This window comes from Pseudomonas sp. (genome assembly GCF_030683065.1).
GTDB lineage: Bacteria > Pseudomonadota > Gammaproteobacteria > Pseudomonadales > Pseudomonadaceae > Aquipseudomonas.
On the sequence record NZ_JAUXMX010000030.1, the window covers coordinates 1 to 26645 of the forward strand.

Here is a 26645-nt window from a genome sequence, read left to right on the forward strand (position 1 = left end):
ATGGTTACGCTTTCAAGATCATCGAGGCCATCGGCGTCGCTCAGGGTGAAGGTGCCGCTGGCAAACTCACCGTTGCCGGCTGCCGCCGAGCCATTGGCCAGACCGGCTTCGAACACCTGGTCGTTGGCTCCGTCGTTGCCCGGATCGACCGAAATCTGAGGAATATCATTGCTGCCGGTAATGGTGATCGTCAGGGTCGCAGTGTCTGGGTCGCCGTCGGCGTCCTGCATGGTGTAGCTGAAGGTTTCTGTGAGGCTCTCGCCATCATCCAGGGCCTGGACTAGTGGATTGCTGTTGTCCAGCAGGTAGCTGTAAGTGCCGTTGCCGGTGTCGGTAAAGGTGCCGTAACTGGCCGCGGTACTGCTCCATCTGACCAAGCTGATCGGCGCAACCGCGCCCGGTTGGCCGTTGGCGTGCAGGTCGTTGGTCAGTACGTTGCCGCTGATCGGCGCGATCGTGTCTTCGCCGATGCTGTTGCTGTCGTCCACTGCATTGGGTACGTCGTCGACGATCTCGATAACGATGCTCGCTGGCGCCGATGACTGTGTACCGTCCGAGGCGCTCAAGACGAATACGCCAGCCGGGTTACCGGAGTTGCTATCGGCAGGACTGGTCAGCTCATAGCTATAGCTAACCAACCCAGTCACACCATCGTAGCCAGTGATGGTGAGCGTGCCATGCTCACCGACGAAACTTGCACCAACCAGACTAACGATGGATACCGTCAAGCCGTTAATGGTGAGGCTCTGCAGAGTGCTTAGCCCATCGGCATGCGCCAACCGGAAAGTACCGCTGGCGAACTCACCGTTCGAGTCCGCATTCGAACCCGCTGCCAAGGCGGATTCGGATACCGATTGGCGTTCACCCAAAATAATTTGAGGAGTGTTCGGTTCATCATCCGGCAGTACAGTCGGCAGCTCGTCAATCTGCTCGATATCCGGTTCGGGGAACTCCGGAACGCCACCCAAGCCCTCAGTTGGGAAGCCTATGACCGGATCTAGCGCTCCGGCAGTTTCACCCAACAAAACGAACGAATGACCACCACCGCCGCCTGCGCCCCCCGCTCCGGGCCCAGCAGCCGGAGCCTCAAGCGCAGTAGTCGGGTCGACGCCAGCTTCGATGGCCGCCTGGAGTTGCTCGATGTCAGTAAGGTCCTGATCACCAGTCGCCGCTTGCACAGCGGGCGCTGCGGCGTTGTCACCGCCGATATCTGCCAGCATCTGCACATCGAGCATCAGATTACTGTCACGTCCGAGGGTCAGCTCGCCACCTCTGTCCAAGGTAATGGCTACCGCACCACCCGCCCCGGTCACAAGCTGCTCACCGGTGAAAACCCGATCACCCTCAACCAGCGGTCGACGCACTCCATCGCCAGCTACCGCAAAAACCTCGCCGACAACCTGACTGACGATACCGATCAAAGTAGCCATGAGACCTTCCTCACTACAACTGCCAGCCACCGCTGGCACGTCTGAAAAAGGGTCCAAGCACCTTGCAAACGGGCGCGCCTCAAGAAGCAACTGATTAAACGGCATACGATCAATAAAAAACATGCGCCAAAAAAATAGCGCGCTTTGTTTGCCGTATTACTTCATCAGAACCATTCCCGCCCTATGTCTTGCGCATCGTGCTCGACCGCCTGTTATTGGTCACATTCAACTGAAAACCCGCCAGAGATGTGACTCTGTTCTAAACAGTGTCTTGCATTTTCCAGGCTGTATAAGATTTTTTTCTCATAAAGCTTGTGAGGATTTTTTCTTAGACTTTGATTAAAGATGTTCTTAGCTGTGATGTTACAAGGGCGAAACAGTTTGCATAAGAATAAAGCCAAATATCTGACGACAATAAAACAACGAAAGAAAAGGAGATTCATCACATGCGAGTTCTCAATCCGCTGTGGAGCAGTACCTTGCTGGCCTTGGCCTGCACGCATGCTCAGGCCATTACCCTCTCTGAAGCGATTCAAAGCACTCTGGATAACCACCCGGAAATTCATGCAGGGATCAACAGCCGTCTTTCGTCGGATGAAGAAGTCAAGATGGCCAAGGGTGGTTACCTGCCGACAGTCGATCTACTAGTCGGTTACGGCCGGGAAAATACCGACAGTCCGAGCACCCGAGCTCTTGGCGATCACAACACCGAAACGCTCAACTATCGCAATGCCGAGTTGCGTCTGCGGCAAATGCTGTTCGACGGTTTCAACACACCCAATGAAGTGGCACGCACCGAAGCAGTAGTGAACTCCAGGGCCTACCGAGTACTGGGCACCACGGAGAGCCTGGCGCTGCGCACCGTTGAGGTTTATCTGGATATTCTGAAGCGCCGTGAGATGGTCGATCTGGCCAAGAACAATCTGCTTGCCCACCAACGCATCACCGATCAGATCGATCTACGCAATCGCCAAGGCGTCGGTAGCACAGCTGACTTCGACCAATCCAACGCGCGCCTGGCTCTGGCGGAAAACAACCTCTACACCGAGCAGGTCAATCTCGCGGACGCCGAGGCGAACTTCATCAGCGTCACCGGTCGCATGCCGGACGAACTGCTGGCTCCGGTCTCGGTTCGCAGCACCTTGCCAGAAGACTTGAATGCTGCACGGCAGGCCGTCATGCAGAACAACCCCTACCTGAAATCCGCACAAGCCGATGTGAACGCCGCCGAGAAGCAATATGAAGTTGCCAAAGCACCTTTTTATCCACGTTTCGACGTCGAACTGGCGACCAACGCCGATGACAACATTCAGGGTGATGAAGGCCACTACAACAGCTGGCGTGCAGCTGTGGTGATGAATTACAACCTGTTCAATGGCATGCGCGATAAAGCGCGCCTGCAATCCTCTGCCTACCAGATCAACGAATCGATGGACATTCGCAACAATGCCCTGCGCGTGCTTAACGAAAACCTTTCCCTGGCTTGGAACGCCATGGACAACGCCCGCCTGCAAACGCCAAAGGCGCGAGACTATGCGGACTACACCACCCGCGTTCGCGAAGCCTATCAGCAGCAATTCAGCCTGAGTCAGCGCACCCTGCTCGACTTGCTGGACAGTGAAAACGAACTCTTCACCGCCAACCGCCGCTACACCGACGTGCGCTACACCGAAGAGTTCGCCATGTACCGTGTACTCGCGGCCATGGGCGACCTGCTGCGCCAGCAACAAGTAATTATCCCGGCAGAGGCTGTAGCCCTTTCCGAGGTAAAGAGCGAGGCACGCCTGCCGGAAATGAAGTGATGCCGGTCAAGGAGTAGTAAATCGTGACGACAATGGAAAGGGCTGGCCCCGCCAGTGACCCACGCTTGAACCACGACGATCCACTACTGGATGGCTTGCTGATCCTGTGCAAACTCCACGGCTGCAGTGCCAGTCGTGGCAGCCTCAGCGCAGGGCTGCCGATGCCCAAGCAACGCTTGAGCGCCGACTTGTTAACGCGCGCGGCCGCCAGAGCCGGCCTGCAAGGCCGCTTGCTGAACCGCGAATTAACAGCAATTTCTGCACTGAATCTGCCGGTACTGCTGCTGCTCAAGAATGGCCGCAGCGCAGTCCTGCGCAAGTGGCTAGACAACGGTCAGGCCCTGATTCTGCCGTGCGAGGCAGACGGTGGCGAGCAACGCCTTACGCGTGAACAACTGGCTGGGGCCTACACTGGGCAGGCGTTCTTCGCTCGCCCTCGACACCAACTCGAAGACGCACGCAGGCCGCTGCTACCGCGCATCGACGCCTGGTTCCGCGACACGCTGAAACTGTCCCGTTGGCTCTATGCCGATGCCATGCTGGCCAGCCTACTGATCAACGTGCTCGGCCTGATGGTCCCGTTGTTCGTCATGCAGACCTATGACCGCGTGGTGCCTAACCAGGCGATTTCGACGCTATGGGTTCTGGCCATAGGCCTGTTCATCGGCACCTCTTTCGAACTGCTGCTGCGGATACTGCGCGCAAATCTGCTGGACAGCGCAGGACGCAAGACCGACGTGGTGCTCTCCGCAAGCCTGTTCGAACGCATCACCGGCATGTCCATGAAAGCGCGCCCAGCCACCGTCGGTGGCTTCGCGCAGAACATCCACGACTTTCAGGGCCTGCGGGAATTTCTTACCGCGGTGACCCTGACCAGCCTGATCGACCTGCCTTTTGCCTTGCTGATGATCGCAGTGATCGGCTTACTCGGCGGTTCGTTGATCGTCATTCCACTGCTAGCTTTTCCGCTCACGGCAATTTTCGCCCTGATTATTCAAGGTCGCCTGCGCAGCACCGTGCAACGCAGCCTGGCACTCGCCACAGAGCGCCAGGCACTACTGATCGAAACCCTCGGTGGCCTGGAGACCCTAAAAGCCTGCGGCGCAGAAAGCCAACGACAACACCAATGGGAAACCACCCATGGCGCCCTCACCCGCCTGGATGCCCACGCCCGTTTCCTCTCATCGCTGGCCACCAACGGCACCCTGTTTCTTCAACAATGCGCCGGCATGGCCATCATCATCGTCGGCGTCTACGCGATCATTGCTGGCAACATGAGTGTTGGCGCGCTCATCGCCTGCTACATGCTCAATAGCCGGGTACTGGCCCCGCTCGGCCAGGTTGCCGGGCTGATCACCCGCTACCAGCAAGCGCGCCTAACGATGAAAAGCACCGACGCCCTGATGGGGTTGCCGCAAGAACGTCAAACCACCCAGCGGCCGCTGGAACGCACCCTACTGAAGGGAGACCTCGATGTGCGGCAGGCCAGCTTCAGCTACCCCGGCCAGAGCACTCCGGCACTGAGCAAAGTAAGCCTGCGCCTGCATGCCGGCGAGCGGGTCGGCATTATCGGCCGCAGTGGCTCGGGCAAGAGCACCCTGGCACGCCTGCTGATGGGTTTCTACACCCTGGACGAGGGACAAATCCTGCTTGACGGTCTGGATCTGCGCCAACTCGACGTGGCCGATCTGCGCCACCAGATCGGCTACGTCGCTCATGATTTACCACTATTGGCCGGCAGCCTGCGCGACAACCTGACCCTCGGCGCACGCTATGTCAGCGACGCGCGCATGCTCGAAGTGGCCGAGATGACCGGGGTCAGTGAGCTGGCCAGGCAACACCCACAAGGCTTCGACCGACCAGTCGGGGAGCGCGGCCAACAGCTCTCTGGCGGCCAACGTCAAGCCGTACTGCTGGCACGAGCCCTGCTGCTCGACCCACAAATCCTGGTATTCGACGAGCCAACCAGTGCGATGGACAACACCAGCGAGGAAATCCTGCGCGGCCGCCTGCACGCCTGGGCTCAGGGCAAAACCCTACTGCTGATCACACACCGCAGTTCGATGCTCAGCCTGGTCGATCGCCTGGTGGTGCTGGACAACGGTCACATCGTCGCCGACGGCCCAAAAGAGGCGGTGATCGAAGCCTTGCGCAAGGGCCGCGTCGGCCCGACAGCACACTAGGAAGGTACCTATGCCACTGCATATCTTGGCCTACTTCACCAGCTGGGGCAGGCGCAAGCAGGACACCGAATTCATGCCAGAAGTCGAGGGGGCAATTCTCGAGGACTCACCATGGATGTCGCGAATTACCATCTGGGTAGTCTGTACATGCCTGGCCAGTGCCTTGCTCTGGGCCAATTTCGCGGTACTTGAAGAAGTCACCACCGGCGAAGGCAAAGCGATTCCATCAAGCAAAATTCAGGTTATTCAAAACCTGGAGGGCGGCATCGTCAGTGAAATATTCGTGCGCGAAGGCCAGTTGGTGAACAAGGACGATGTATTGCTGCGGCTCGATGACACGCGCTTTCTCTCAAACAAGGGCGAGACCGAAGCTGACCGCCTGGCGCTGATTGCCCGCATCGAACGACTGACCGCCGAAGCCGAAAGCCGCCCCATCGCCATGCCCGAAGAAATCACCCGTACGGCAGCGCAACTGGCCGAAGACGAACTGGCCTTGTATGGCTCGAGACAACAACGCCTGCACAGCGAACAACGCACGCTGGGCGAACAGCTGCTGCAGAAAAGTCAGGAGCTTGCGGAATTCCGCTCCAAGGCCCAGCAATACCGCTCCAGCCTGGGCCTGATTCAACAGGAGCTGAACATGTCACAACCCCTGGTGGCCTCCGGGGCAATTTCCCAGGTGGAAATTCTCCGCCTGCGCCGCAGCGCAGTGGAAATGCGCGGCTCACTGGATGCCACCAACCTGGCGATCCCCAGGGCCGAGTCGGCGGTCAAAGAGATTAGAAGCAAGATTGAGGAATCCGAGCTGGGCTTTCGCTCCGACGCCTTCAAGGAACTCAACGATGCCCGCACCGAACTGAAGAAAATCACCGCCACCAGTTCGGCCATTCAGGACAGGGTCAGCCGCACCACCGTGGTGTCTCCGGTCAACGGCATCATCAAGCAGCTGAAGATCAATACAATCGGTGGCGTCGTCCAGCCGGGTAGCGACATGCTGGAGATCGTACCGCTGGAAGACAATCTGCTGATAGAGGCCAAGGTGCGCCCGCAGGATGTGGCCTTTCTCCATCCAGGGCAGAAGGCCATGGTCAAGTTCAGCGCCTATGACTACACCATCTATGGCGGACTCAGAGCCAATCTGGAACTGATCAGCGCCGACACCATCACCGACGAGGAAGGCAAGAGCTTCTACCTGATTCAGCTACGTACCGACAAAAGCCACCTGGGCAGCGATGAGCACCCCTTGTTAATTATTCCCGGCATGATCGCCACCGTGGACATCATTACCGGGGAGAAAAGCGTAATGGACTACCTGCTAAAACCCGTGCTCAAGGCCCGCGCCGAAGCGCTGCGCGAGCGCTAGCAGTCGAGACGCATCGTTAGCGACCAACGCCTGCGAATCGCGGCCAAGCCACAGCTCTTGTGGGAGCGGACTTGTCCGCGAATCGATGGCAAGACTGAAACAACGCTTCGCAGACAAGTCCCCTCTCATCAAAAAAATAACCCGTTGTTTTATATGTGAAAAATAAATCGGAACATGCCCCCTGTAGGAGCCAGTTTGCTGCGCGACAGCGCGGCGTCCGGGCGACGTGGGATCGCCTACCTGACCGCAATCCGTCGTAGAGCCTATGTGCATGCCCAAGGCCTGAACCCTGCGCGCTGCCTCAATCGCGCTGATGATTGCGTTGAAAGGTCTCCTCGCCCATCGCCTTGATCTGCCCTTCAATCAAGGCCTCGAAGGGTTTGAGCAAGGCTGCGAATTGCGCCGGCGCCTCCAGAATGTCCAGCGCACTGACAATCGCCTCGATAGTCGACAAAGCCCCCGGCATCGGCGCCTTGCGCAAGCGGTAGCGCGACTGCAACCCAGCCGCCAAGGTCACCCGCGGCAACGCCGCCAGCAACGGATTGCAGTGCATCAATTTGCGCGCCTTGCGCCAGCTGCCGTCGGGCACTACCAGCAGCGTGGGCAACCCGTCCAGTTGCGCCGCGAACTGCGGCAAAGGCTGAGCCTGCTCGCCCGGAAACAGCAGACAGGCCCGATAGCCGGGCTGTGCCAACAATGCCGGCATATCCTCAAACACCTCGGCAACGCGCAATTCAGCATTGCTCAGCCCCAACGCCGCCAAGCGTGCGGTATTCAGCGCATGCCTGACCTCGCTCGGGTGCTGCAGAATCAGCACTCGCGTGCGACTCGGCAATCGGGGAATCAGCGCACATAGACAGTGTTCGAGCGGACGGTTACAGCGTGGGCAATGGGGGCGTGACATCGGCATCTCCTCGGCCGAACAGTTTGCCACAGGCCTGACTACAAGCCACTTGCCCGGGCATATCGAATGGCGGCTTGCGCGATGCCAACGTACAGATTGAAGTAGCCAGCAGAGTCAAACGATGCCTTGCCGAGATGCTATTCACGCAAGGGGTTGCCCCATTGCGGGCCAATGCCCTACGCAGAGCCTGGATGCAATCCGGGGCCAGGTGTCGGCGCGAGATTTCCGCGGATTTGATCCGGGCTTGAGGGAGCTGTGTTGAGTGGATCGGGGCGCGTAGCTGACGCCTTTTTCATCCACCATCGCTATTGGTGGATGAAAAAGGCGTCATCCACCCTCCGCTGCCGCAGACCTTGCATATGAACATAGGATCTACAAAAGTGCGGCTCACTTGCCTGACTGCCGACTCATTCAGATGAGCAGCCTGACAGGCTGCTGTTAACGATTGAAGCGCTCGGCAAGGCTGTGCAGGTAATCAGCCATCTGCTCCAGCTCCTTGCCAACGGTCGCCCCTTGATGCGCCTGCCCTGCGCTCTGGTCGGAGAGTTGGGCAATCCGGGTAATCTGCCGACTGAGGTCCTCGGCCACATGGCTTTGCTCCTCCGAGGCGGCAGCAATCTGCTGACTCATGCCAGTGATACGGCTGACTGACGTGCTGATGCCATCCAGCGCCGAGCGCACCGCTTCGACGCTGTGCACACTGGCGAGCGATATCTCCTCCCCCCTGCCAGCGGTCACCACCGCCCGTTCGGCCCCGGCTCGCAGGGAGGCAATGATCTGGTGAATTTGCTCGGTCGACTCACGCGTACGTGCGGCCAGTGCACGCACCTCGTCAGCCACCACTGCGAAACCACGGCCCTGCTCACCCGCACGCGCGGCTTCGATAGCTGCATTGAGGGCGAGCAGATTGGTCTGGTCAGCAATCGAGGTGATCACATCCGCCACGCTGCCGATCGACTGGGTCGAGCTGGCCAAGTCATTAACCGCCTGGCCAATATCCGCTACCGATTTAGACATATGCTGCATCGACAGCAGGCTGTCAGCAGCCAATTGCAGGCCTTGCTTGGCCAAGCTATCTGCTTCTTCAGCAGCGTGGGACGTGCTCTGGACGTTGTGCGTGACTTCCTGAATGGTCGCGGCCATCTGATTGATCGCAGTGGCCGACTGATCGGCCTCGCTGCGCTGCTGGTCAAGCATCTCGGCGCCGGAACGGGAAAGTTGCGCCGATTGCGCCGCATGTTTCTTGACGTTGATGCCCGCATCCTCAAGCCGGGTCAGAGCCGTCTGCAGACGCGCTTCTTCGCTGATCATCGCCATGTCCAGCAAGGCCTGGGCGCCACGGTTGTCGCTGTACGTCAATGCCACCAGGCTGCTGGTGAAGGCTTTAGGATGGTCGGCCAGAGTCTTGCGAATCGACTGGCGACTGCTCGACAGCTGATAGACGCCCAAAGCGAACAGGGTTAACGCAATGAAGGCCAGCAACCAGGGGCCTTCGAGCAGCCAATGCGCCCCAATAATCGCCAGACCGGCAAGAATCAGCGGCCAAGAGCCAACCAAACTGTAAGCCCAGTACTCGAGCGCAGGTATCGCTGGCTTACCAGCCCTCAACCTCGCATAGAGTGCCTCCGCCCGGCGTTTCTGCACCTCGCTGGGCATTGTACGAACCGACTCATAGCCAGACATCTTACCGCTGTCATAAATGGGCGTGACGTAGGCGCTTACCCAGTAAAAATCACCATTTTTTGCACGATTCTTGACGATTCCCATCCAGGGCTTGCCCTGCTTGATGGTTTCCCACATATGCGCGAATACCATTGCCGGCATATCCGGGTGGCGCACCTGATTGTGCGGCTTGCCGATCAGCTCTTCCCGGGTGAAGCCACTGATGGCGACAAAAGCATCGTTGCAGTAGGTGACATTGCTGTTCAGGTCGGTGGTTGAAATCAGTCGTTCATGTGCCGCGAAGGTTCTTTCCCGCTGTGTTACTGGAGAGTTCTGACGCATCGCACGCAATCCTTGTCATTGATAAATTCGTATTCCCACGCTGACAACGGTTAGGTCTAGCACACCAAGGGCAAGACGCCACGTTGACTCTAAATTTGACCCTTCCTAGGCAGATGGATTTTCAGCTTAACCTTTTGATATAAAAAGGGTTAATCAAATAAAAATTTGCACAGGGCAAGGCTAGGCCGCCCCACGCGGCCCTCCAAAAGTCAGCTGATCTTTTCCACCACCGCCTGTTTTGCAGCGCGCACCGACGTCGAATGTCGCGTGTTCTCGAGCGATTTTGACCTGCACCTAACGGGCTGAGACCTGACCTAAGAACAGTATTGCGGGTTGAGTCGTCGCTTGGCGCGGCGATCCATGACGGCAGGCATGCGGGTCATACCAAATCGCACAGGACCTCAACGTGCGTTGAGTTGCGCTTTCAACAAGTCCCTGAAGGTCTGGATTAACGGCTCGCGCGAACGCCCGCGGCGCAGGATCAGGGAGAACGGCGCCTGATAGCCAAAGGTTGCCGGTAGCAATACACGCAAGCGGCCCTGGTCAACCCAAGGCTGAGCGTAGTGTTCCGGCAGGTAGCCGACATAAGCACCGGACAGCACCAGAATCAACTGCGCCTCCATCGATTCAACTGTCGCCGCGCTGTGTTTGAAACCATGCCGCGCCAGTTCGGCCTGGCTCCAGTAGCCGCGCCCGACCATGCGCTGCTGGGCGATAACCTCCCCAGGGATGCGCCGCTCGCTGAATAGCGAATGACGCTCACTGCAATACAACCAGTGTTGCTCGCGGTACAGCGGCTGGTAGACCAGGCCGTTCATGCGGGTGGAAAAGGCACCGATGGCCAGGTCCAGCCGATTATCCAGCACCGCCAATTGCAGTTCATAGGGGCTCATCACCGACAGGTGCAAATGCACGGCCGGGTGCTCCTGACTGTAGGCGCCGATCACTTCGGCCAACGGCAAGGCCGGATCGCTGACAGTCGAATCCAATACACCTAGATTGAGCGTGCCGCGCAGCTCGCCCTTGAGCGCAGCTGCGTAGCGCTCGAAACCTTCCAGCTCGCCGAGCAGGCGCAGGGTTTCCTGATAGAACAACTCACCCTTGCTGGTCAGACTGAAACCGCCGCGACCGCGATGGCACAGGCTCAGGCCGAGCTGGCCTTCCAGCTGACTCATATAGGTGCTGATCGCAGAAGTCGACAGGTTCAACTCCTGCTGCGCCGCAGCGAAGCCCTGGTGGCGCACCACGCTGGCGAAGATACGCAGCAGCTTGAGATCGGGCAAGGTGGTAGTCATGGTGCTCCAGTAGGGGTGTGCCATGCGCACTATTTATCGCAGTCAACGCTTAATGCCAGCCTCAATAGTGGTGCGCACGGCGCACCCTACGGCAGGCGATCCAACGCGTAGGGTGCGCGGGGCCGCCTAAGCCGCGCGCACTTGGGTGATCAGGTCGTGGATGGATTAGCTGCGCAGCGGCGTGACCCATCACAGCGTTAGCAGCGGCAGCATGGGTATCGCTGCGCTCAACCTACGCGGCCCAACCCATCCTACAGAGGCGGCTGATAGTTTAGAAATTTCTGAACTAAGTTTTTGCCTGCAGCGATTTGTCGCAGGTAAGACCTGGTCAAGAATCTGCCCAACGACTTCCATACCCACAAGAACTCCGAGGCCTAGTCATGGACAAGATTCTGCACCAGCCCCTGGGCGGCAACGAGATGCCGCGTTTTGGCGGCATAGCCACCATGATGCGCCTACCGCATATCCAGACGAGCGAACAGCAGCGCGAGCTGGATGTCGGTTTCATCGGCGTACCGCTCGATATCGGCACTTCGTTGCGTTCCGGCACCCGCTTTGGCCCGCGCGAGATCCGCGCCCAGTCGGTGATGATCCGCCCCTACAACATGGCCACTGGCGCCGCGCCTTTCGATTCGCTGAACGTGGCCGACATCGGCGACGTGCCGATCAATACGTTCAACATGCTGGACGCGGTACGCATCATCGAGGCGTTCTACGACAACGTTCTCGAACACGGCATAATCCCGCTGACCCTTGGCGGTGATCACACCATCACCCTGCCGATCCTGCGGGCGCTGAAGAAGAAGCACGGCAAGGTCGGCCTGGTGCACATCGATGCCCACGCCGATGTGAACGATCATATGTTCGGCGAGAAAATCGCCCACGGCACCACGTTCCGCCGCGCCGTCGAGGAAGACCTGCTCGATTGCGACCGAGTAGTGCAGATCGGTCTGCGCGCCCAGGGTTATACCGCCGAGGACTTCAACTGGAGCCGCAAGCAGGGCTTCCGTGTAGTGCAGGCCGAGGAATGCTGGCACAAATCGTTGACCCCGCTGATGGAGGAAGTTCGCGCCAAGGTCGACGGCGGGCCGGTGTACCTGTCGTTCGACATCGACGGCATCGACCCGGCCTGGGCACCGGGTACCGGCACCCCGGAAATCGGCGGCCTGACCACGATTCAGGCGATCGAAATCATTCGCGGCTGTCAGGGCCTGCAGCTGATCGGCGGCGACCTGGTCGAGGTCTCCCCGCCTTACGACACCACCGGCAACACCTCGTTGCTGGGGGCCAATCTGCTCTACGAAATGCTCTGCGTGTTGCCGGGTGTGCAGCACCGCTGACGCGGCCTGGCTTTTTATACTGAACGGGCGCCTCGTGCGGCGCCCGCGCACTACAACAATAAAATAGGGTGCCTAGATGAACTCCGAACAAGCCATGCCGCTGCTGGATGACCAACCGCCGGCGGATACGTCCTACAGCCTGCGTCAACTGCTGATCTTCCTGATCCCCTCGCTGGTTGGCGTGCTGTTGTTCCTCACCCCAATCGTCTATGACGGCAAAGTTACCATCGGCCTCGGCGTGATGGCTGATGCCCTGAAAACCTCGCTGAGTGCCTGGTTGCCAGCCATCGCCACCGGCCTGTTGCTGCTCTCCGCCGCCCTCGGCCTGCTTGGCTCGGCCCTCAAGCCGCGCTGGTTAACCCAGCGCCACGCGCTCAACGAACTGTTCAACCTGCACCCGCTATGGCTTGGCCTGCGTGTGCTCGGCGCAATTTTCGCGGCCATGACCTTCTGGCAGTTCGGCCCGGAATGGATCTGGAACGCCAACACCGGCGGCGTGGTACTGAAAGATCTGGCCCCGGTACTGATCACCTTCTTCCTGGTAGCCGGGCTGATCCTGCCGCTGCTCACCGACTTCGGCCTGATGGAATTCTGCGGCACCCTAGTGCGCAACGTGTTCCGCAAGGTCTTCGGCTTGCCGGGCCGCTCGGCTATTGACGCTATCGCCTCATGGCTCGGTTCGGGCACCGTCGGCGTGCTGATCACCGCCCAGCAGTATCAGAAGGGCTTTTACAGCGCCCGGGAAGCGGCGGTGATCGCCACCAACTTCTCCGTCGCCTCGATCGCCTTCAGCCTGTTGATCACCAGTTTCATGAACCTCGACCACCTGTTCGTACCTTTCTACCTGACGGTAGTAGTGGCCGGCCTGGCTGCCGCCATCATCACACCGCGCATTCCGCCGCTGTCGTGGAAGAAGGACGAGTACGTCGCCGGCGTTGGCAAGCAGATCAAGGAAGACGTCCCAACTGGCAGCTCACTGCTGCGCTGGGGCGTACTGCAGGCCGTCAAGCGCGCCAACAACAACCCTTCCCCGGCGCAGATGGTCAAAGTCGGCGTGCATAACGTGGTGGATATCTGGCTGGGCCTGCTGCCGCTGGTGATGGCCATCGGCACTTTGTCCCTTGCCATTGCCGAATACACCCAGGTTTTCAACTGGCTGTCCTACCCACTGGTGCCGCTGCTGGAACTGCTGCAACTGCCGGAAGCAGCCAAAGCAGCACCGGCCATACTGGTGGGTTTTGCCGATATGTTCCTGCCGGCCGTATTGGGCAAAGGCATAGAGAGCGAGCTGACCCGCTTCGTGGTGGCCTGCGTATCCCTGACCCAGCTGATTTATATGTCAGAAGTCGGTGTGCTGATCATCAAGGCCAAGCTGCCGCTAAACCTGCTCGAGCTGTTCGCCATCTTCATCATCCGCACCCTGATCACCCTGCCGATCATCGCGCTGATGGCGCACTGGATCGTCGGTTAAAAAATATCGGGCATAGGCGCGCGGGGGGACGCCGAGTCCCCCCGCTCCTAAAACGACAGCACAGGATTAGATGACATGACCACTTGCGGCGAATTTCTAGTCAAGCAACTCGAAGGCTGGGGTGTCGACACCGTGTTCGGCATTCCCGGTGTACACACCGTCGAGCTGTACCGCGGCTTGCCGCACAGCAACATCCGCCATATCACCCCGCGCCATGAGCAGGGTGCCGGCTTTATGGCCGATGGCTATGCCCGTGTCTCGGGTAAGCCGGGCGTGTGCTTCATCATCACCGGGCCGGGCATGACCAACATTCTCACGGCCATGGGCCAGGCCTATGCGGACTCGATCCCGATGCTGGTGATATCCAGCGTCAACCAGCGCAACCGTTTAGGTCTGGGCAAGGGTTACCTGCACGAACTGCCCAACCAGCGCGCTATGACCGCCGGCGTCACTGCCTTCAGCCACACACTGATGAGCGTCGAGGAACTGCCCAGTGTGTTGGCCCGCGCCTTTGCCGTCTTCGAGGGCGAACGGCCACGGCCGGTGCACATCGAGCTGCCGCTGGACATCATCACCGCGCCGGCCGAGCACATGCAGTTGGCGCCACGGCCCAGTATCCAGCGTCCGTCGCCCAATCGCGCGCTGATCCGCGAAGCGGCGGCCATGCTGAAAAACGCCAAACGCCCGCTGCTGCTACTCGGCGGTGGCTGTGTCAGCGCGCAAGCCGAAGCCCGCGCCCTGGCCGTGGCTCTGGATGCACCCACCGCGCAGACCATCAATGCCAAGGGCCTGCTGCCACCGGGTCACCCGCTGCTGCTCGGCAGTAACCAGTCGCTGGTCCCAGTACGCGAGCTGGCGCTGGAAGCGGACGTGGTGCTGGCCATCGGCACCGAGCTGGGCGAAACCGATTACGACGTGGTGTTCGACGGCAACTTCAAACTGGGCGGCGCACTGATTCGCATCGATATAGACGCCCAGCAATTGCAGCGCAATTTCACCCCGACCCTGGCCATCCAGAGCGATGCACGCCTGGCCATGCGCATGCTGCTGGCCGAGTTCAATCCCGGCGAAAAACTCGACAACAGCCCCGGTGCCCTGCGCACCGCTGCCGTGCAGGCGCAACTGGCCGAGGATTTCAGCGGCTGGTGGCATTACCGCCAGTTGTTCGACACGGTGCTGGACACACTTCCTGACGCGCGCTTCGTCGGCGACTCGACCCAGACCGTCTACAGCGGCAATCATTTGGTCGAGCTGGACGGCGCGCGGCGCTGGTTCAATGCCTCCACCGGCTACGGCACCCTGGGTTACGGCCTACCGGCGGCAATCGGCGCCAAACTGGCCGACCCGGACCGCCCGGTGATCAGCCTAATGGGTGACGGCGGCATCCAGTTCACCCTGCCCGAGCTGGCCAGCGCGGTGGAAGCCGGGGTCGGCATCATCGTGCTGCTGTGGAACAACAGCGGCTACGGCGAGATCAAGCGCTATATGCAGAAGCGCGACATCACCCCGCTCGGTGTGGACATCTACACCCCGGACTTTCTGGCCATCGCCCGCGGCTTCGGCTGCATGGCCGATCGCGCCCGCGACCATGCACACCTGGCCGAGCTGCTGCGAAGCGCTCCAGCAGATCGCCCCTTGATCATCGAACTGCTCGAAGAAGCGCCCTTCCATCCCTGAGCGGAGCACAGGAACAACACCATCCACTATGCACAAGGGCCCAACATGATCGCCAATACACCAGCCAACTCAGGGCAAAACACCGCCATAGAGGCGGAGTGCACCGACCATGACGATGTGCTGCAGGCCGCCGCAACCCTGGTCGCCGCCTTCGCCAGCAACGACAGCGCGGCCTATTTTGCCGCGTTCAGCGAAGACGCCAGCTTTGTCTTCCACAGCTGCGCCACGGTATTGGCAACTCTGGATGACTACCGGCAACTCTGGGCCAGCTGGCAGGCCGAGGGCTTCGTCGTCCTCGCCTGCACCTCCAGCAAGCCATTGCTAACCCTGCAGGGCGACAGCGCGATCTTCGTCCATGAAGTGAACACCCGACTGCGCATCGCGGGCGAAGAACTGCACAGCCAAGAGCGCGAGACCATTGTCTTTCGCCGCCAGCCCGACAGCCACCAATGGCTGGCCTGCCACGAACACCTATCCCTGCTGCCAAGCGGCTGAAGCCCCAAACGCTAACCCGCCAGGCCCATGAGCCCAGCTCGCCAACAACAACAACAACAACAACAACAACAACATAGCCTTGCCGTAACTGCCACGCACACCACCAACTGTAGTAATAATCAAAATAATCAGGGGAGTCACCCGCGTGTTCAAGAACCTAACCCAATACTTCGGTCAGGATGGTCTTGCGCCCACCTCAACCGAACATCGCAGCCTTGGGCTCAGCGGCACTACCGCACTATGGCTCGGCGCCAACGTGGTGGTCACCACCATCTTGACCGGCATGCTGCTGGTACCGGATTTGCCATTTATCCAGGCCATGCTGATCGTCTTGCTCGGCTCAGCCGTCGGCATCCTGCCGCTGGTACTGGTCGGCCTGATGGGCCAGCGCAGCGGGCTGACCACCATGGTGCTGGCGCGCGGCAGCTACGGCCCACTGGGCGCCAAGCTGCCTTCGCTGGTCAACCTTCTGACATTGCTGGCCTGGAGCTGGATCCAAGCGCTGCTGGCCGGCATGAGTCTGAATTACGCGGTGGAACACCTGACCGGCTATTCCAACCTGCCGCTGTTCACCATCCTCTGCGAAACCCTGGTACTGCTGATCGCCCTGCGTGGCCACCTGGGTATCGAGCGGGTCGAGCGCTGGGCCGCCGTTGGCATGCTACTGCTGACAGGCGCGGTATTTTATGTGATGGGGCAGAAATTCGAATTCACCAGCCTGCTGAGCATGCCGGTGGAGCCACGCAATGAAATAAGCCCCGGCATCGCCTTCGATATCGTCATCGCCACGGCGTTCTCCTGGATTCCCCTGGCCGCCGACTACAACCGCAACTGCCGCAGCCAAGGCGTGGCTGCGGTCGGCACCTGGGTCGGCTATGTCGCCGCCACCTTGCTGGCCATGGGCTTGGGCGCCACCGTATCGGGCTTCTCGGTACTCGGCGGCATGGAGCAGACCTACGACCCGGCAGTGCTGCTGGCCGGATTCGGCTTCGGTTTACCGGCGGCCATCGTGGTGTTCCTCTCGGTGATGACCACCAACGTGATGTGCGTCTACAGCGCGTCGTTGTCCTACCTGAACATCAGCCCAAAAACCAAGTTCTGGAAGCCGGCCCTGACCATCGGCGTGCTGTCGATCCTTGGTTCGCAGATCCCCGGCATCCTCGACAACTTCCAGAGCTTTCTGCTGATCATCGGTAGCGTATTTATCCCGGCTTTCGCCGTGCTGATCGCCGATTACTACCTGATCCACCGCGGCCACTACAATGTCAGCGACCTACTCAGCGAAGACGGTGGGCGCTACCGCTACCTCGGCGGCATCAATCCGGCCGCATTCGCCGCTTATGGTCTGGGCGCGCTGCTGGCGTACTACTGGGGCTGGGTATCGCCGCTGGCGTTCGGCGCCTCGCTACCGGTGTTCCTGATCACCGCTGCCAGCTACACCATACTGCGCCGCTGGGTGCTGGTGCCGCACAGACAGGTGGCCTGAGCCATTGGCATAGGTGTTAGTTCGGTGCGCATGGCTCATCCTACGGTCAGGCGCCGCGCGCACCCACAACAGCGCATAAGTCCGCCCCTGTAAGACCGCAGCAAGAACTCGGCGCCCTCACTGGCGCCTACAATTTAGTTAGGGACGAGCAACGAGCGGGGTCAACATGAAGATCGTCAGCCGCAACAACTGGTTCGAAGTACGCCACCTGCAGGATGGCGTCACCTTGATCCACGAGCCTTATATACGGCCCTTCTATCGCTGCAATCTCTGGCACATCCAGGGCCGTGATCGGGATCTGCTGGTCGACTCAGGCTCAGGCCTGGTCAGCCTGCGCGAGCAACTGCCCTGGCTGACCGAGAAGCCACTGCTGGCAGTGGCCAGTCACGCCCACTTCGACCATATTGCCGGCCACCACGAATTCCCCGAGCGCCTGGTGCATCCCGCAGAAGCAGACATCCTCGCCGCACCGACCGGCACCAATACCCTGGCCACGGACTTCATCGGCGACGACATGTTCGAGGCCCACCCGGATTGCCCGCTGTGCTACGCCGAGTACCAGGTCAAGGCCGCGCCCGCAACCCGCTTGATCGAGGACGGTGATGTACTGGACTTGGGCAATCGAATACTGCAGGTGTTGCATACCCCGGGCCATTCGCCAGGCGGCATCAGCCTGTGGGAGGCGGCGACGCAAACATTGTTTTCCGGGGATATTCTCTACGACGGCCCGTTGATCGAAGATGCGTATCACTCGAATCTGCAGGAATATGCGCAAAGTTTGGCACGCCTGCGCCAGCTACCCGTACGCAACGTACATGGCGGACACTTCCCGAGTTTTTCCGGTGAGCGCATGCGCGAGTTGATCAACCAGTGGTTCAGCGACCACCCGCAGCTAATCTGACTGACGGTGGATCGGCACAGTCAGCCAATAAATGACACTGCTGGATCAATCACTGATTAAAGGCTAATCAACCCTGAACTATCAGCGGCGTCGGCGCGGCGCTTGCGGACGTCGCTGGTCATCATCGCGCACAGGGACTGGCTGTAGTTTCGGCCGATCAAGCAGGCCTAAGGCAACCAGCAAATCGTGTAGGGTGTTATGCAACTTGGCGATCATGGAATCCCCTCCTGCCAAGAACTTCGATAAGGCACTTTAGAGCACCTGCTGTCAGTTTAGAGTAACCCAGCTCAATTGCAGAAGCTTGATGCAAATCAATCGACCGAAACACGACCGACTGTCGGCCCGAACCAGCCAACAGAAGCAAAAGCTTCGCTTCATCCTTGCTATTAGTTGGTCGCCTTTATTCGGTCTGCTCCGCTTTGCGCCGGTATGGGAAGACGTCGATCACCTTCCCGGCGCGAATTGCCTCCTGCAGACTTTTCCAGTAGTCGGCGTCATATAGCTCGCCATGCAGCTGGCTGAACAAGCGCCGTTGCTTGATATCGGCAAACAGAAATGGGGGAAACTCCTCGGGGAACACGTCCAGCGGCGCAACCGAATACCAAGGCTCGGCAGCCATTTCATCTTCCGGGTAACGCGGCGCCGGAATGTGCCGGAAATTGGCTTCGGTGAGAAAGCAGATTTCATCGTAGTCGTAGAACACCACTCGGCCGTGGCGGGTGACCCCAAAGTTCTTCAGCAACATATCGCCGGGGAATATATTGGCGGCGGCCAACTGCTTGATCGCCAGACCGTAATCATCAAGCGCTTCGCGCACCTGAGCTTCGCTGGCACTTTCGACATACATGTTCAACGGCGTCATGCGCCGCTCGGTCCAGCAGTGGCGAATCAGCACGGTATCTCCGTCCACCTCGACGGTCGACGGCGCCACCTCTAGCAGTTCAGCCAGACATTGCTCCTCGAACTTGACCTTGGGGAAGCGAAAATCGGCAAACTCCTGGGTATCTGCCATCCTGCCGACCCTATCGACGCTTTTAACCAGTCGATATTTCTCGATCACCGTGGCGCGATCGACGTTCTTCGATGGAGAGAAACGATCCTTGATGATCTTGAATACGGTGTTGAAGCCCGTCAGGGTAAACACACTCATGACCATGCCGCGAACGCCGGGCGCCATAATGAACTTATCATCGGTGTTCGCCAGGTGGTTGATCAGCGCACGGTAGAACTCCGACTTGCCGTGCTTGTAGAAGCCGATCGAGGTGTACAACTCGGCAATATGCTTGCCCGGCAGAATGCGTTTGAGGAAGCCGACGAACTCGGCCGGAATTGCCACATCCACCATGAAGTAGCTGCGGGTGAATGAAAAGATGATCGACACCTCGGCTTCGTCGGTGATCAGTACATCAATCTGGATGCCGCGTCCCTCGCGGTGCAGCAGCGGAATCACCAACGGCCACTGTTCGTCGCGGGTAAAGATCCGGCCGACCAGATAAGCCCCCTTGTTGCGATAGAGCACCGAGGAAAACAACTCGATGCGCAACTCCGGATCCTTGCACACCCAATCTGGCAGGTTTTCGCGCAGCTGTGCATCCAGGCGCTTGATGTCACGCGACAGATCCTCGAACGACACACTGAACCGATAGTCCTGGAAAATCGCCTCAAGCATGCCCGAGAGCCCATGCTCCGGGCTGTAACTGCGGGTTTGCGCAGCACGCTGCTGGCTACGCAGTGACGGCCGAGTGGTATGGATGAACATGCAGCCATCACTGATCTGGTCATGACTGAACAGGCTGCAGAAGATCGAGTTGAACCAGGTTTCCGCCAATTCATCGTCGAAGCGCAGGTCGATCAGCGTTATATAGGCACTTTTCACCAACGGCCACTGCGCCACCTCCAGCAACTCGTCGCTGAAGCAGTGACGCAAGCGATCACCCACCTCGCTGACTTTTTCCTCATACAGCTTGATCCGCGCGGCCGAGGCCTGCTGGGCCTCCTGCCAAAGCGCCTGCTCGAAGCGACCGCGGGCGCCATCGGTGATCTGGCGGAAGTGTTCGCGGTAGTCATCGAAGCCGTCGAGGATCAAACGGGCAATATCGGCGGCCGGCCATTGCTGTGCCATGGGCAAACCCCTGCTGGGAATGAACGAGCGGTATGGTGTGGCGAGCTTAGCCAGAGACTGCACTGAGGAACAGCAGGCGACGCTGGCAAACCGGTTTATCTCTAGCAAATAGTACTAGAGCGCCCGTTTAAAAGTCGTTTTCAGATTGCCTTGCCCAGCATGCCCGGCAACACTGCTTGCCCGTTAACCAATTTGGAATGCCGCGTGCGCCTCGCCGACTTACTGCGCCTGTTAGTGCTTGCCGCCATCTGGGGCGCCAGCTTTCTATTCATGCGCATCATTGCGCCCGAACTCGGCAGCATGCCGACCGCGTTCTTGCGTGCCAGCCTGGGCGCGCTTGGCCTGCTGGCGATTCTGCTGATCATGCGCGTGCAGTGGGACTTTCGCGGCAAGCTCAAGCAATGCTTGATGCTCGGCGTGATCAATGCAGGCCTGCCATCGGCCATGTATTGCCTGGCGGCCCTGGTTTTGCCTGCCGGCTACTCGGCAATATTCAACGCCACCACGCCGATGATGGGCGTGTTGATTGGCATGCTGTTCTTCGCCGAGGCCCTGACACTGAGCAAAGCTGCAGGAGTGGCGATTGGGTTGTTTGGTGTCGCCGTACTGACCCGAACCGGCCCGATCGAGGTTGATCAGCAATTGCTGCTCGGCGCAGCGGCTTGCCTGATAGCCACCACGTGCTATGGATTCGCCGGCTTTCTCACCCGTCGCTGGATCGGTCAGCAAGGCGGCCTGGATAATCGCCTCACCGCCTTCAGCAGCCTCTGCGGCGCCAGCTTGTTCCTTCTCCCCTTGTTCGCCGGCAGCTTGATCGTGCAACCACCCGCCAGTTGGGGCGGGCTTCACGTGTGGTTGTCTCTTGCCGGGCTTGGCTTTATCTGCACGGCCTTCGCTTACGTGCTGTACTTCCGTCTGCTGACGGATATCGGCCCGATCAGGGCATCGACCACCACCTTTCTGATCCCGCCGTTCGGCGTGTTGTGGGGCGCCCTGTTACTCGGCGAACCCCTGTCCTGGGCCTACCTGTATGGCGGTGCATTGATCGCCATCGCCCTGTGGTTGGTAGTGCGGCCTAGCACTGCCGGGAAAGCGCCAGATAGCGCTACGCCAGCAACCGCCAGGCCTGACCGGCCCTAGCCTGCCGCGGTCTCTCGCTAGCGCTGTAGAGCAAGGTTTGGCTGCTGCGACGCTTCTCTGTGCGTACCATCTGCTGCGGTGCGCCCGCACCTGTAGTTGATTGCGCCCATCTGGCGCTCTGCACGTTAGCGCGGTGCAGTGATTGAGAGATCACCCGGTTACCGCACGCCAAGTCGCTCTGGCCAGAGCGTGTCTTTGGATTGGCGCCTAACCCACTCTCGCAACTGGCTAAATCTCAGGCACAAAAAAGGGCGACCGAAGTCGCCCTTTTTTATGGGTCAGCTGAACTTAGTTCTGCTTTTCCATTTGTGCGCGGAGCAGATCACCAATGGTGGTCGGACCGGAAGCTTCAACTTCCTGCTTACGCATTTCTTTGATGGCTTCTTTCTCGTCTTCAACGTCTTTCGACTTGACCGACAAGCTGATTACGCGGCTCTTACGGTCAACGCTGATGATCTTGGCTTCAACTTCTTCGCCTTCTTTCAGTACGTTGCGCGCGTCTTCAACGCGGTCACGGCTGATTTCGGAGGCTTTCAGTGTGGCTTCGATACCATCGGCCAGGGTGATGATCGCGCCCTTGGCGTCAACTTCTTTAACGATGCCGCGCACGATGGTGCCTTTATCGTTAACAGCAACGTAGTCGGAGAACGGATCTTCTTCCAGCTGCTTGATGCCGAGGGAAATGCGCTCACGCTCCGGGTCAACGGAGAGGATAACGGTTTCCAGCTCGTCGCCCTTCTTGAAGCGGCGTACAGCTTCTTCGCCTACTTCGTTCCAGGAGATGTCGGACAGGTGAACGAGGCCGTCGATGCCGCCATCCAGACCAATGAAGATACCGAAATCGGTGATCGACTTGATGGTGCCGGAGATCTTGTCGCCCTTGTTGAACTGACCGGAGAAATCTTCCCACGGATTAGTTTTGCACTGCTTGATACCCAGGGAGATACGACGACGTTCTTCGTCGATATCCAGAACCTGAACTTCCACTTCGTCGCCAACCTGAACGACTTTGGACGGGTGGATGTTCTTGTTGGTCCAATCCATTTCGGATACGTGCACCAAACCTTCCACGCCTTCTTCCAGCTCTGCGAAGCAGCCGTAGTCGGTCAGGTTGGTTACGCGTGCATTGACGCGAGTGCCTTCCGGGTAACGCGCCTTGATAGCAACCCATGGGTCTTCGCCCAGTTGCTTCAGACCCAGGGAAACGCGGTTACGCTCGCGATCGTACTTGAGTACCTTGACATCGATCTCGTCGCCAACGTTGACGATCTCGGACGGGTGCTTGATACGCTTCCAGGCCATGTCGGTGATGTGCAACAGGCCATCGACGCCGCCCAGATCGACGAATGCGCCGTAATCCGTGAGGTTCTTGACGATACCCTTGACTTGCTGACCTTCCTGCAAGGATTCCAGCAGAGCTTCGCGCTCGGCGCTGTTCTCGGCTTCCAGCACGCTGCGGCGGGAAACGACAACGTTGTTGCGCTTCTGGTCCAGCTTGATGACTTTGAATTCGAGCTCTTTGCCTTCCAGGTGAGTGGTATCACGCACCGGACGGACATCGACCAAGGAACCTGGGAGGAACGCACGGATACCGTTAACGTCGACAGTGAAGCCGCCTTTAACCTTACCGTTGATAACGCCCTTGACCACTTCCTCAGCGGCGAAAGCTGCTTCCAGAACAATCCAGCACTCGGCACGCTTGGCTTTTTCGCGGGACAGCTTGGTTTCACCAAAGCCATCTTCAACCGCGTCCAGCGCAACGTGAACTTCGTCACCGACCTTGATGGTCAGCTCGCCAGCGTCGTTGTGGAACTGCTCAAGCGGGATGAGGCCTTCCGACTTCAAACCAGCGTGAACGGTTACCCAACCAGCTTGGTAATCGATGTCGACGATGATAGCGGTGATGATCGAGCCAGCCTGAAGATTCAGGGTTTTTAGGCTTTCTTCAAATAGTTCAGCAAAGCTTTCGCTCATTTTAATTCCTGTTGATTCCGGGCGGGGAATCCGCCCAAACCACATTCCAGACAATGTGGGTACGTTCATATAAAAAGAGGCATGCGGGTCTAGGACTGGGTTCCCGTATGCCTCCTTGCGAGCTGACCAACTTAAGCAGCTGGGGCTCTTGTTATCCGGCGAGGTCGCGATTGGCGACTTCACTCAGAATACGTTCCATTACCTGCTCGATGGAAAGTTCGGTGGAATCCAGCTGAATCGCATCGGCTGCCGGTTTTAGCGGAGCCACTGCACGCTGGGTATCACGTTCATCACGCGCCCGAATCTCGTCGAGAAGACTCGCGAGATTAACATCATCGCCCTTGGCCTTCAACTGCAAGTAACGTCTGCGCGCACGCTCTTCGGCGCTGGCGGTCAGAAAAATCTTCAACGCCGCGCCTGGGAACACCACGGTGCCCATGTCGCGACCGTCGGCAACCAACCCCGGCATTTCCTGAAACGCCCGCTGACGCTGGAGCAAGGCCTCGCGTACCGCGGGCAGCGAAGCCACCTGTGAGGCCCCGGCACCGATCCCTTCATTGCGGATGGCATCGGTAACTTCCTCACCCTCGAGAATGATCCGCTGCCCCTGCCCTTGGGCACCGGCGAGGAACTGCACATCAAGATGCGCGGCCAGTACCTTCATCGCCTCTTCGTTGGTCAGGTCGACCCCATGGTTGCGCGCGGCAAAGGCCAGCAAACGATACAGGGCACCGGAATCCAACAGATTCCAACCCAACTTCTGCGCCAACAAGCCGGCAATGGTGCCCTTGCCAGAGCCGCTGGGCCCATCAATGGCGACTATCGGCGCGAGAGCAGTCATGACTTGACCTCCTCTGCCACGCGGATACCAACCTGCGCCGCCAAGGCCAGGAAGTTCGGAAACGATGTCGCCACGTTGGCGCAGTCGTGAATACGGATCGGCGCACTGGCGCGCAACGATGCCACGCTGAAAGCCATGGCAATCCGGTGGTCACCATGACTCCAGACCTCGCCACCGCCCAGGCTGCCACCATCAATGATGATGCCATCCGGCGTCGGCTCGACCTTGGCGCCCAGCGCCAGCAAGCCATCGGCCATGACCTGGATGCGATCAGACTCCTTGACCCGCAACTCCTCGGCGCCACGCAGCACGGTGCGGCCTTCGGCACACGCAGCCGCCACGAACAGTACCGGGAATTCATCAATGGCCAACGGCACCAGATGCTCGGGAATGTCGATGCCATGCAGCTTGGCGCTGCGCACGCGAATATCGGCTACCGGCTCACCACCCACGACCCGCTGGTTTTCCAGGCTGATATCGCCGCCCATCAATTTGAGGATGTCGATTACCCCGGTGCGCGTCGGGTTGACCCCTACATGCTCCAGCAGCAACTCGGAATCTTCGGCAATGCTACCGGCGACCAGGAAGAAAGCGGCCGAGGAAATATCCGCCGGCACCTCGATATGACAAGCGGTCAATTTTTGCCCGGACTGCAGACTGGCCGTACTGCCATCGACGGCGACCGGATAACCGAAGCCGCGCAGCATGCGCTCGGTATGATCCCGAGTGGGTGCCGGCTCAGTGACCGAGGTCTGTCCCGCCGCGTACAAGCCGGCCAGCAACAGGCAGGATTTCACCTGGGCACTGGCCATCGGCATTTCGTAGTGCATGCCGCTCAGGCGCTGGCCACCGCGAATGGTCAACGGCGGACGCCCTTCCGGAGCGGTTTCGATTACCGCGCCCATCTCACGCAGCGGCTTGGCCACCCGATTCATCGGCCGCTTGGACAATGACGCGTCGCCGCTCAGGGTGGTGTCGAACGACTGCCCGGCCAGCAAGCCTGCAAGCAGGCGCATGGAGGTGCCCGAATTGCCCAGATAAATTGGCCCAGGAGGTGCCTGCAAACCCTGCAGACCCACACCATGAATAGTCACCCGACCATGGTGCGGGCCTTCGATCACCACCCCCATATCACGGAAAGCCTGCAGGGTTGCCAGGGCATCTTCGCCCTCCAGGAAGCCTTCGACCTCAGTAGTACCTTCGGCCAGCGACCCCAGCATGATCGAGCGGTGCGAGATGGACTTGTCGCCCGGAACACGAATCCGCCCGGACAGCTTGCCACCGGGATTAGCCAGAAAAATCAGATCATTCGAGTGCATAGCGTCCACATAGGCCCGTCGGGCTAGAATTTTGCTGAAATGTTCGCGGGCCACCCGAGCGCGGGTAAATACCCCCAACAGCTGATGGCCATCCCCAGCGTCGACCGCATCGCGCAAGGCGTCGAGGTCGCCGCGAAATAAATCCAGGGTGTGCAGCACGGCCTCGCGATTGGCGAGAAAGATGTCGTGCCACATCACCGGATCACTGCCAGCAATCCGCGTGAAATCGCGAAAGCCGCCAGCGGCGTAACGGAATATCTCCAGGTTTTCGCTGCGCTTGGCCAGCGAATCGACCAGGCCAAATGCCAACAGATGCGGCAGATGACTGGTCGCGGCAAGCACCTGATCATGATGCTCGACCTGCATGTGCTCAACATCCGCACCCAGCTCGCACCAGAGCCGGTCGACCAGCTGCAGCGCCTGCGGATCGGTCTGCGCCAATGGCGTCAAGATCACCTTGTGCCGGCGAAACAGCTCGGCATTGGCAGCCTCAACGCCGCTTTGTTCGGAGCCGGCAATCGGGTGACCGGGCACGAAGCGTGCCGGCATCTCGCCAAAAGCCAGACGCGCAGCACGCACCACATTGCCCTTGGCGCTGCCGACATCAGTAAGCACGGCATTGCCCAGATCGAGCCTGGCCAACTCTGCCAGCAGCTTCTCCATTGCCAGAATCGGCACCGCCAACTGGATCACCTCAGCGCCCTGGCAGGCGACTGCCAACTGCTCTTCGCAGCGATCGACCACCCCCAACTCGACAGCCAGACGGCGTGACTGGGGGTCGAGATCGACGCCTACAACTTCCCGGCACAGGCCACGCTCACGCAAACCTTTGGCGAACGATCCACCGATCAGACCGAGACCGATCACCACCAGACGACCGATCATAGGCGTGCCGGGT

Annotated in this window: 18 protein-coding genes and 2 pseudogenes; 10 read left to right on the top strand and 10 right to left on the bottom strand. The window is 59.5% G+C overall.

What is annotated here, in order from left to right; all coding sequences use genetic code 11:
* Positions 1-1430 (bottom strand): retention module-containing protein (locus Q8K09_RS07830; protein ID WP_305254413.1); only part of this gene is annotated, 1430 nt, incomplete at its 3' end.
* 446 nt (positions 1431-1876) lie between these two features.
* Here Q8K09_RS07830 and Q8K09_RS07835 point away from each other — a divergent pair.
* The 3 genes from Q8K09_RS07835 to Q8K09_RS07845 are packed head-to-tail and all read left to right on the top strand — an operon-like array spanning position 1877 to position 6778.
* Positions 1877-3232: a TolC family outer membrane protein gene (locus tag Q8K09_RS07835; protein WP_305254414.1), complete on the top strand. Its 1356-nt coding sequence runs from the start codon at positions 1877-1879 to the stop codon at positions 3230-3232.
* A 32-nt stretch (positions 3233-3264) separates the two neighbouring features.
* A complete protein-coding gene (locus Q8K09_RS07840) occupies positions 3265-5415 on the top strand; it encodes a type I secretion system permease/ATPase (RefSeq protein ID WP_305254653.1) in 2151 nt (716 codons plus the stop codon).
* Between the two features lie 10 nt (positions 5416-5425).
* Entirely contained in the window at positions 5426-6778 is a 1353-nt protein-coding gene (locus tag Q8K09_RS07845) for an HlyD family type I secretion periplasmic adaptor subunit (RefSeq protein WP_305254415.1), read from the top strand.
* Positions 6779-7079: 301 nt separating this feature from the next.
* On the opposite strand, the gene Q8K09_RS07850 is transcribed toward Q8K09_RS07845, so the two are convergent.
* From Q8K09_RS07850 to Q8K09_RS07860, 4 genes and pseudogenes are all read right to left on the bottom strand, one after another.
* Positions 7080-7682 carry a tRNA-uridine aminocarboxypropyltransferase gene (locus Q8K09_RS07850; RefSeq protein WP_305254417.1) on the bottom strand — a complete coding sequence of 201 codons (603 nt, stop codon included), beginning with the start codon at positions 7680-7682 and terminating at the stop codon, positions 7080-7082.
* 438 nt (positions 7683-8120) lie between these two features.
* Positions 8121-9089 (bottom strand): annotated as a pseudogene (locus Q8K09_RS21255) (methyl-accepting chemotaxis protein); the annotation flags it as partial.
* Between the two features lie 321 nt (positions 9090-9410).
* Positions 9411-9686, bottom strand: a pseudogene (locus tag Q8K09_RS21260) (PAS domain-containing protein); the annotation flags it as partial.
* A gap of 401 nt (positions 9687-10087) precedes the next feature.
* Positions 10088-10981, bottom strand: coding sequence for a LysR family transcriptional regulator (locus Q8K09_RS07860; protein ID WP_305254419.1), 894 nt, complete (start codon positions 10979-10981; stop codon positions 10088-10090).
* A 380-nt stretch (positions 10982-11361) separates the two neighbouring features.
* Here Q8K09_RS07860 and speB point away from each other — a divergent pair, with 380 nt between their 5' ends.
* The 6 genes from speB (at position 11362) to Q8K09_RS07890 (ending at position 18351) form a co-directional block, all read left to right on the top strand.
* The gene (gene speB / locus Q8K09_RS07865; RefSeq protein WP_305254420.1) at positions 11362-12321 is read left to right on the top strand and encodes an agmatinase; all 960 of its coding nucleotides are present in this window, start codon (positions 11362-11364) and stop codon (positions 12319-12321) included.
* A 76-nt stretch (positions 12322-12397) separates the two neighbouring features.
* On the top strand, positions 12398-13792 hold the full coding sequence (locus Q8K09_RS07870; protein WP_305254421.1) for a YjiH family protein: 1395 nt from the start codon (positions 12398-12400) through the stop codon (positions 13790-13792).
* A 75-nt stretch (positions 13793-13867) separates the two neighbouring features.
* Entirely contained in the window at positions 13868-15469 is a 1602-nt protein-coding gene (locus Q8K09_RS07875) for a 5-guanidino-2-oxopentanoate decarboxylase (RefSeq protein WP_305254422.1), read from the top strand.
* A 45-nt stretch (positions 15470-15514) separates the two neighbouring features.
* The gene (locus Q8K09_RS07880) at positions 15515-15964 is read left to right on the top strand and encodes a nuclear transport factor 2 family protein (RefSeq protein WP_305254423.1); all 450 of its coding nucleotides are present in this window, start codon (positions 15515-15517) and stop codon (positions 15962-15964) included.
* A 145-nt stretch (positions 15965-16109) separates the two neighbouring features.
* The gene (locus Q8K09_RS07885) at positions 16110-17450 is read left to right on the top strand and encodes a cytosine permease (protein ID WP_305254424.1); all 1341 of its coding nucleotides are present in this window, start codon (positions 16110-16112) and stop codon (positions 17448-17450) included.
* A 166-nt stretch (positions 17451-17616) separates the two neighbouring features.
* Positions 17617-18351 (top strand): MBL fold metallo-hydrolase, encoded by a 735-nt coding sequence (locus Q8K09_RS07890; protein WP_305254425.1) that lies wholly within the window; start codon positions 17617-17619, stop codon positions 18349-18351.
* Positions 18352-18432: 81 nt separating this feature from the next.
* Here Q8K09_RS07890 and Q8K09_RS07895 read toward each other — a convergent pair whose 3' ends face one another.
* Together Q8K09_RS07895 and aceK are read right to left on the bottom strand one after the other, a co-directional pair.
* Entirely contained in the window at positions 18433-18567 is a 135-nt protein-coding gene (locus Q8K09_RS07895) for a PA1414 family protein (protein WP_305254426.1), read from the bottom strand.
* A 184-nt stretch (positions 18568-18751) separates the two neighbouring features.
* Complete coding sequence (aceK, locus tag Q8K09_RS07900) at positions 18752-20473, bottom strand: bifunctional isocitrate dehydrogenase kinase/phosphatase (protein ID WP_305254427.1); 1722 nt, start codon at positions 20471-20473, stop codon at positions 18752-18754.
* A 204-nt stretch (positions 20474-20677) separates the two neighbouring features.
* Here aceK and Q8K09_RS07905 point away from each other — a divergent pair, with 204 nt between their 5' ends.
* The gene (locus Q8K09_RS07905) at positions 20678-21613 is read left to right on the top strand and encodes a DMT family transporter (protein ID WP_305254428.1); all 936 of its coding nucleotides are present in this window, start codon (positions 20678-20680) and stop codon (positions 21611-21613) included.
* A gap of 288 nt (positions 21614-21901) precedes the next feature.
* Here the strand turns inward: Q8K09_RS07905 and rpsA are convergent, their stop codons facing one another.
* From rpsA to Q8K09_RS07920, 3 genes are all read right to left on the bottom strand, one after another.
* On the bottom strand, positions 21902-23587 hold the full coding sequence (gene rpsA / locus Q8K09_RS07910; protein WP_172146096.1) for a 30S ribosomal protein S1: 1686 nt from the start codon (positions 23585-23587) through the stop codon (positions 21902-21904).
* Between the two features lie 151 nt (positions 23588-23738).
* On the bottom strand, positions 23739-24428 hold the full coding sequence (gene cmk, locus Q8K09_RS07915; protein WP_305254429.1) for a (d)CMP kinase: 690 nt from the start codon (positions 24426-24428) through the stop codon (positions 23739-23741).
* Complete coding sequence (locus tag Q8K09_RS07920; protein ID WP_305254654.1) at positions 24425-26632, bottom strand: bifunctional prephenate dehydrogenase/3-phosphoshikimate 1-carboxyvinyltransferase; 2208 nt, start codon at positions 26630-26632, stop codon at positions 24425-24427. The genes cmk and Q8K09_RS07920 overlap by 4 nt, the downstream gene beginning before the upstream one ends.
* Positions 26633-26645 lie beyond the last annotated feature (13 nt).